The 5,709-nt window shown below is 59.0% G+C and carries 6 protein-coding genes and 1 pseudogene; 5 read left to right on the top strand and 2 right to left on the bottom strand.

What is annotated here, in order from left to right; genetic code table 11:
* Positions 1–241 (bottom strand): annotated as a pseudogene (locus tag Q0349_RS10895) (1,4-dihydroxy-2-naphthoate octaprenyltransferase); the annotation flags it as partial.
* A 17-nt stretch (positions 242–258) separates the two neighbouring features.
* Positions 259–732, bottom strand: coding sequence for a tRNA (cytidine(34)-2'-O)-methyltransferase (locus Q0349_RS10900; protein WP_298080973.1), 474 nt, complete (start codon positions 730–732; stop codon positions 259–261).
* A gap of 594 nt (positions 733–1,326) precedes the next feature.
* On the opposite strand from Q0349_RS10900, the gene Q0349_RS10905 reads away from it, so the two are divergent.
* Genes Q0349_RS10905 through Q0349_RS10925 form a run of 5 tightly spaced genes read left to right on the top strand, consistent with a single transcriptional unit; the run spans position 1,327 to position 5,604 of the window.
* The gene (locus tag Q0349_RS10905; RefSeq protein WP_298080974.1) at positions 1,327–1,839 is read left to right on the top strand and encodes a disulfide bond formation protein B; all 513 of its coding nucleotides are present in this window, start codon (positions 1,327–1,329) and stop codon (positions 1,837–1,839) included.
* 3 nt (positions 1,840–1,842) lie between these two features.
* Positions 1,843–3,465 carry a DUF4153 domain-containing protein gene (locus Q0349_RS10910; protein ID WP_298080976.1) on the top strand — a complete coding sequence of 541 codons (1,623 nt, stop codon included), beginning with the start codon at positions 1,843–1,845 and terminating at the stop codon, positions 3,463–3,465.
* 1 nt (position 3,466) lies between these two features.
* Positions 3,467–4,231 (top strand): DUF815 domain-containing protein, encoded by a 765-nt coding sequence (locus tag Q0349_RS10915; RefSeq protein ID WP_298080977.1) that lies wholly within the window; start codon positions 3,467–3,469, stop codon positions 4,229–4,231.
* A 36-nt stretch (positions 4,232–4,267) separates the two neighbouring features.
* A complete protein-coding gene (gene mnmA, locus Q0349_RS10920; RefSeq protein ID WP_298080978.1) occupies positions 4,268–5,386 on the top strand; it encodes a tRNA 2-thiouridine(34) synthase MnmA in 1,119 nt (372 codons plus the stop codon).
* 11 nt (positions 5,387–5,397) lie between these two features.
* On the top strand, positions 5,398–5,604 hold the full coding sequence (locus Q0349_RS10925; RefSeq protein ID WP_298080979.1) for a hypothetical protein: 207 nt from the start codon (positions 5,398–5,400) through the stop codon (positions 5,602–5,604).
* The last annotated feature ends 105 nt before the right edge of the window (positions 5,605–5,709 follow it).

Below are 5,709 nucleotides of genomic sequence, written 5' to 3' on the forward strand. Positions count from 1 at the left end.
CACTAGCGGTGAGGCGGCGCGGCGCACTGGTGGGACGATGGCGATCGGTGCCGCGCACGCCGTCGCCGTAATCGTTGGCGATATTGGAGAGGATTTGCAGCGAGAGCGCAGTCAAAAGGGAGAGGATGAAGACGCTACAGCGCCAGTTACCCTGATGGTAAGCCAGCGCATTGCCGCAGCAAATGACGGCGAGCGCGAGCGGCAGGGTGCGCGGTCGCGCCAGTTCAATCAGGGTTCTCATGTGATTTTAATGGGGTTTTATAAAAATATAGCGGTTTTGTCGCGCAGATTTTGCCTGATTGCCTCATAAAGGACAACCGCGACCGCATTGGAAAGATTGAGACTGCGCGAGCCGGGCTGCATCGGCAAGCGGATTTTCTGTGTGGCTACGAGCGCGGCGTGGATTTCGGGCGGCAAACCGCTGGTTTCGCTGCCAAAAAGCAGCACATCATCCGCGCCGATGGTAGCGTCAAACAGGCTGCGTTCGCCTTTTGTTGTCAGCGCCCAAAGTGGTCGTCCGGCGATTTCTTGCGCAAACGCTGCCCAATCGTCGTGGTGGCGAATGGCAGCAAACTCGGCGTAATCCAGTCCGGCACGGCGCAGACGGCGGTCATCCCAGGTAAAACCGAGCGGGTGGATGAGATGCAGCACCGCGCCGGTATTGGCGCAGAGACGAATGATGTTGCCGGTATTGGGCGCGATTTGCGGCTGGTAGAGGGCGATGTGTTGCATGATGAATCACGGATTGGGCAGAGCAGGGCGCGCATCATAAACGGTTTTGTCCTGATGCGACGCCGTATTCAGCCTGCCGTAAATAAAATGACAAAATTTTGGAGGCTCACAGCAGAATTATCCGTATCGCCTTATGGATAAAGAAAAATAATGATTTTTGGATAACCCGTGGGAGCCTGTCATAATCCCGTTATGAATCATCAATCATACTCGCGTGAGAGTGAAATTATGCTGAATGACATCAGGCGATGTTCAAGCCCTTATACTAATGATTGCGAAAAAATAAAGATATAAAACATGAAGATAGTAGAAAACTCTTGCAATAACGCACACTATCTCCAGCAAAAGCAGCAATACCACAATAGATAAACCGTTTGCCATCAGTCTCCGTAACGGATTTTGATAACTTCGTAGAATGAATGTTATGTGTAAAAATCCCGCCAAACGTCATTGAAAATGCAATTGGCGGGACGCTCAAACCATAAAACAAAACCACACAAAATACAAATTTCGCTATCCCGGCGAAGCGTTGCTTAATCTTCCTGCCCGCATCTGCTATCATCCGCGCCGTTTTTTCAACCACCTGGAACATTTATGACATTTACCGACACACACCGCCGCCTCACCCTTGCCGTCTGCGGCCTGGCATCCTGGGCATCTATCGCCTTTGCCTACTATTATCTGGAGAAAACGCTGTACCTCACGCCGTGCAACCTCTGCATGATGCAGCGGCTGGCGTTCGCCCTCATCGGCTTTTTCTTCCTGCTCGACGCGATTTTCTGGCCGCAGCGGCCGGTCGCGCGTTACCTGATGCGCCTTTTCAAATATCTTTCGGTTTTCTTTGGCATTGGTCTCGCCGCGCGCCATCTCTATATTCAAAGCCTGCCGCCGGACCAGGTACCCGCCTGCGGCTTTGATTTCTACACGATGATGGAAAAAGCGCCCAGCGTTTTCCACGGTTTTCTCAAGGCGATGCAAGGCGACGGCGACTGCGCCATCCGCGATACTGTCTTTGGCCTGCGCATTCCCGTCTGGTCGATGATTCTCTTTATTGGCCTGTTATTTGTCTGCATTTTCTGCGAACGCAGCAAAACATCACGGAACTGAGCCATGCTGCGCAGACTGCCCGCCTTTACCCTTGTTGCCGCGCCCTTGCTCGGTGTTTTTTACGCACTTGGCCTTTATTACGGCGAACGTTTATTTTTTACGTTCGGCGCTCGCAATTGCCAGTTTTTTATGCTCAATGGCGGTTTAATGGTAATGCTTAACTGGCGGCTTTTGTCAGAACCCGGCGTACGGCGCAAGGCTTGGACGGGGACGCTATTGCTGCTTGCATTCACTACGCTTTGCCACGCCTACATACAGCAGCGTTTTCATGTATTTAGCGACAATTACTACCGGGATTTTGCGCCTGCCATTCTTCTCTCCACCGTGACGCAAACCGGCGCGCTGCTCCTCGCCACCTTTTGCGAAAAACACGCACAACGCCCCGCCGACATCGCCCTCGCCGTCTGCGCCAACCGCTTCATTTTCAACGGATTGCTCTACGGTTTGTTCATCGCCCTCACCGCGCTGATTCTCGGCCTCGGCTTCGCCCTGCTGCGCCTGGTCAATATCGACCTTTGGCGACTGCTCGGCGAACCCGGCCAGCAAATCCTCATCGGCCTCTGCGGCGGCGTGAACCTGCTCATCCTCAACCTTGCGCCGCTGCCGGAACGCGAACGCCCCTTCCCCTACCTGCACATCTTCCAGTACATCGCCCTCGCCTTCGCCCTCTTCTACCTTGCCGTGCTGCCGTTCGCCAGCGAACATATTGACAGCGGCCAGCGCCTTGCCATCGCCACTGTCCTTTGGCTGCTTGCCATCTGGCTCTACGACCGCGAACGTCCCCGGCTACGCCTCAACATCCTCACCGCTGCTGCGGGCATCGCCCTCGCCTGCCTCAGCCTGCACGGCATCGCCATCCGCATCGGTGCTTACGGCCTGAGCGAAGACCGCGTCTACGCCCTCTACCTCATCCTCGCGCTGCTCATCGCCCACGGCGGACTGCTGCTGAAAATGCTCGGCCTCTACCGTCGCAACGCCTTTGCCCAACGCGCCTTCACCGCCACTATCGCCCTGCTCGCCGCCTGCACCCTCGCCACCGCGCTATTGCCACTGCCGCGCTGGATACTAGCAAGCCAGTTTGCGCGCTATACCGCCGGGGGAACAGCCCCAGAAGAATTACAGCAATACGACAACTGGCGCATCTTTCAGCGCTACGGCAAGGCGGGCAAACAGGCGCTAATAGAAATCTACCGCTATCACGGTTCTAGTGAGGCTGATATTGCACGCAAAGTCGCTGACTTCCCTTACGCTCCTGAAAAACCTGCTTCCGCTGTGCAACGCTTCCGCACCACGTTGCACACCTACCCCGGCGACTACCAGCCGGACGAAGCCACCGTTGCCGCCGCCTACGAAACCGGACACGACAGCGCGAGCGCCATCCTGCTGCAAACCGACGCCGACCACGACGGCACCCCGGAAACCCTGCTACTGCTCTGGGACGGCGAAAACTATTGCAGACATTACCGCTACGACAGCGCCGGACAGCGTTTTGACTACAACAGCGACACCCCCTGCACCACCGACCCCGCCGCCGCCTTGCGCGCGCATGGCATCCAGTACCAGCGCCCGCGTTATGACGACGTTGTTATCGGCGACTTGCGCCTCAACCTGAACACCAACCCCTGACATGACGCCAAACAACCCCGTCGCCGCCCGCCTGCTGCAAGACCTCGCCCACGGCGATGCCTTCGTTCGCATGAATTACCAGGGCGCGGCGCACCTCCTGCCAGTCGCCTTGCGCGACGACGTCCGCCTTGACGACCTGCTCGGCATCGACCGGCAAAAAACCGCGCTGCTTGCCAACCTTGACAACTTCCTCGACGGCAAACCCTGCCAGCATATGCTCCTCTGGGGCGCGCGCGGCACCGGCAAATCCTCGCTTATCCGCGCCGCGCTGCTGCACTACCGCGCTCGTGGCCTGAAAAGCCTGCAAATCGCCTGCGACGACCTCGCCGACCTGCCCTTCCTCCTCTGGACGCTGGCGCACAGCCCCGCCCCATACCTCATCTACATCGACGACCTCTCCTTCAGCGCCGGCGACGGCAGCTATCGCGCGCTCAAAGCGGTGCTGGACGGCGCGCTCGGCGGCATCGCCCCCAACCTGCTGCTCTGCCTCACCTCCAACCGCCGCCATTTACTCGCCGAATACCACCGCGACGACCGCGCCCTGCACCCGCAAGAAGACGAAGAAGAACAAGTGTCGCTGGCGGAGCGCTTCGGTCTGCGCCTCGCCTTCCACCCGCTCGACCAAGAACAATACCTCGCTACCGTCGCCCACTGGCTCGGCCGCCCGCTTGATCCGGCGACACGGCAAAAAGCGCTGCAATACGCCCTCGCCCACGGCTCACGCAGCGCCCGCGTCGCCGCCCAATGCGCCCGCAGCCTGTGCTGACGGCTCTATAGCAACATCCCCACCCAGGAGCCCGCCATGACCCCATACACCCCGCCCAAAGACAGCAAAATCGCCGTCGGCATCTCCGGCGGCGTTGATTCCTCCGTCGCCGCCCTTCTCCTACGCGACGCGGGCTACGACATCTTCGGCATCTTCATGAAAAACTGGGAAGAGACCTACAGCAGCGGCTATTGCAGCGCCGAAGAAGACGTCGAAGACGCGCGTGATGTCTGCGAAACCCTCGGCATCCCGCTGCACACCGTGAATTTCACCGCCGAATACCATGAGCGCGTCTTCCGCCATTTCCTCGCCGAATACGGCGCCGGGCGCACGCCAAACCCGGACATCCTCTGCAACCGCGAAATCAAATTCGCCGAAATGGCGCACTACGCGCGCGAACTGGGCGCGGACTATCTTGCCACCGGCCACTACGCGCGGCGCGGCAGTCACCACGGTGCGCCCGCCCTCTACAAAGGCGCGGACAATAACAAAGACCAAAGCTACTTTTTGAGCCAAATCACCCCGGCGCAGCTGGAGAGCGCCTGCTTCCCGCTCGGCGACATGGCAAAAAGCGAGGTGCGCCGCATCGCCGAAAGCGCGGGGCTTGTCACCTATGACAAAAAAGACTCCACCGGCATCTGCTTCATCGGCGAACGCCCCTTCCGCGACTTCCTCGCCAACTACTTCGAGAACAAACCCGGCAAAATGATCACCCCGCAAGGCGTGTGGGTCGGCGAACACATCGGCCTCATGTACTACACCATCGGCCAGCGGCAGGGGCTGGGCATCGGCGGCATCGCCGGTGCCAGCGAAGAACCGTGGTACGTTCTCGACAAAAACCCGGCGGACAACACCCTCATCGTCGGCCAGGGCGAACACCCGCTGCTTTACCACGACACCCTTACCGCGCGCCAACTCGCCTGGCTGAACGAACCGCCCGAAGCAGGCCGCAGTTACGGCGGCAAAACCCGCTACCGCCAGCCCGACCAGCCCTGCCGCGTCGAATGGCAGGGCGACGACGAAATCAGCGTGCATTTTGAAACGCCACAACGCGCCATCACCCCAGGCCAATACCTCGTCCTCTACGACGGCGAACGCTGCCTCGGCGGCGGCGTCATCGAGGCGCGCAGCAACCGGGCAGAATCCCAACCCTGACGGAGATGCAAATGTATTATTTCGTCCTCTATACCCTCCTTATCCTGTTGGCGCTATTCGCGTCCTCTTACGATATAAACAAGAGCTACAGCAAGCCCAGCGATTTTCTCGACAGCCTGCGTGATTTCTTCAGTGGCGATGGGGGTGACGGTGGTGATGGAGGCGACAGCGGCGGTGGCTGCGATGGAGGCGGCTGCGACGGCGGCGGTGGCGACTAAGAACCTGTTCAAAATCCCGGTTATCCACATGAACTTGAATTGCTACGCCGAATTTCCCCCTCCCCTGCAGGGCGCGCAGCGCCCGCAGCGGGGGAGGGCCGGGGA

The organism is uncultured Cardiobacterium sp. (assembly GCF_938028185.1).
In the GTDB taxonomy this organism is placed as follows: Bacteria; Pseudomonadota; Gammaproteobacteria; order Cardiobacteriales; family Cardiobacteriaceae; genus Cardiobacterium.

Bases quoted from the DNA above. Each gene is read 5' to 3' on its own strand.
- Q0349_RS10900 (WP_298080973.1), bottom strand. From the start codon at position 732: ATGCAACACATCGCCCTCTACCAGCCGCAAATCGCGCCCAATACCGGC.
- Q0349_RS10905 (WP_298080974.1), top strand. From the start codon at position 1,327: ATGACATTTACCGACACACACCGCCGCCTCACCCTTGCCGTCTGCGGC.
- Q0349_RS10910 (WP_298080976.1), top strand. From the start codon at position 1,843: ATGCTGCGCAGACTGCCCGCCTTTACCCTTGTTGCCGCGCCCTTGCTC.
- Q0349_RS10915 (WP_298080977.1), top strand. From the start codon at position 3,467: ATGACGCCAAACAACCCCGTCGCCGCCCGCCTGCTGCAAGACCTCGCC.
- mnmA (WP_298080978.1), top strand. From the start codon at position 4,268: ATGACCCCATACACCCCGCCCAAAGACAGCAAAATCGCCGTCGGCATC.
- Q0349_RS10925 (WP_298080979.1), top strand. From the start codon at position 5,398: ATGTATTATTTCGTCCTCTATACCCTCCTTATCCTGTTGGCGCTATTC.